Annotated in this window: 2 protein-coding genes; both read left to right on the forward strand. The window is 56.8% G+C overall.

Going from position 1 to position 1,109, the window contains the following annotated elements:
- Positions 1 to 84 precede the first annotated feature (84 nt).
- On the forward strand, positions 85 to 540 hold the full coding sequence (gene rplI, locus lacNas_RS07370) for a 50S ribosomal protein L9 (protein WP_201332122.1): 456 nt from the start codon (positions 85 to 87) through the stop codon (positions 538 to 540).
- Between the two features lie 16 nt (positions 541 to 556).
- Positions 557 to 1,109 (forward strand): replicative DNA helicase (locus tag lacNas_RS07375; protein ID WP_280515436.1); only part of this gene is annotated, 553 nt, incomplete at its 3' end.

The raw sequence follows: 1,109 nt of genomic DNA on the forward strand, positions 1-1,109 counted from the left end.
GGTCGAACAGGCCGGCCAGCAGCTGCTGGCGGCAATTGACGAATACCTGGAAGAAAACAGTTAGAAGAAAAGGAGCCATGAAAGATGAAAGTTATTTTTATGCAAGACGTTAAAGGCCGGGGCAAGCGGGGGCAAGTCAAGGACGTGCCGGACGGCTACGCGCAAAACTACCTGCTCAAGCGGGGCCTGGCCAAGGAAGCCAGCAAGGGCAATCTGAACACCCTGAAGCGGGTTGAGGCCAACGAGAAGGCCGAATACGAGGCACAAAAGGCAGCTGCCCAGGAAATCAAGAAGCAGCTGGAAGCCGACGAAACGGTCGTTGAACTGAAGTCCAAGGCCGGCAGCGACTCCCGCCTCTTCGGTTCGATCTCCAGCAAGAAGATCATCGAAGGCCTGGACAAGCAGTTCGGCATCAAGCTGGACAAGCACAAGCTGGAACTGCGCGAGCCAATCAAGGTTCTGGGCTACACCAACGTTCCGGTCAAGCTGTTCAAGGGCGTTGAGTCCAAGGTCCGGGTGCACGTTACCCAAGAAGATTAGCAAAGAAGCCTGACTGATGGATAACCTTGTTGCGCAGCAGATCCCGCATGATTCTGCTGCTGAAAAAGCCGTTTTAGGGGCGATTTTCATTGACCCCGAGGTCATCAATGACGTCAGCGCGGTCCTGGAGCCGGCCGACTTTTATGAGCATGCCAACCGGCTGATCTACAGCGCGCTCTTGGCCTTGTACGACGAGAACAGGTCGGTTGACCTGGTCACGCTGCAAGAGGAGCTCAAACGACGGGGGCAGTTGGAAGAATTAGGCGACATGGCCTACGTGTCAGAGCTTTTGGCGGCCACGCCGACTGCTTTTCACGCCAAGGACTATGCCCGCATCGTCCACCAGAAGGCCCAGCTGCGCAATCTGATCAATGCCAGCCAGAAGATCATCTCCAGCGCGGTTCAAGGCGCCGACAGCGTCGACGAGATCCTCAGCAACGCGGAAAACGAGATCATGAGCGTCTCCAACGAAAAGGGGAGCGGCGGCTTTCACCGGATCGAGGATCTGGTCCGGGGAGCCATGGAACAGGTCTCGCAGAACGCCAAGAACCAGGACGCGGTCACTGGCT

The organism is Lactobacillus nasalidis, from assembly GCF_016587775.1.
Lineage (GTDB): Bacteria > Bacillota > Bacilli > Lactobacillales > Lactobacillaceae > Lactobacillus > Lactobacillus nasalidis.

What these genes read in the sequence shown, in the direction of transcription:
- rplI (WP_201332122.1), top strand. Translation starts at nt 85, where the DNA reads ATGAAAGTTATTTTTATGCAAGACGTTAAAGGCCGGGGCAAGCGGGGG.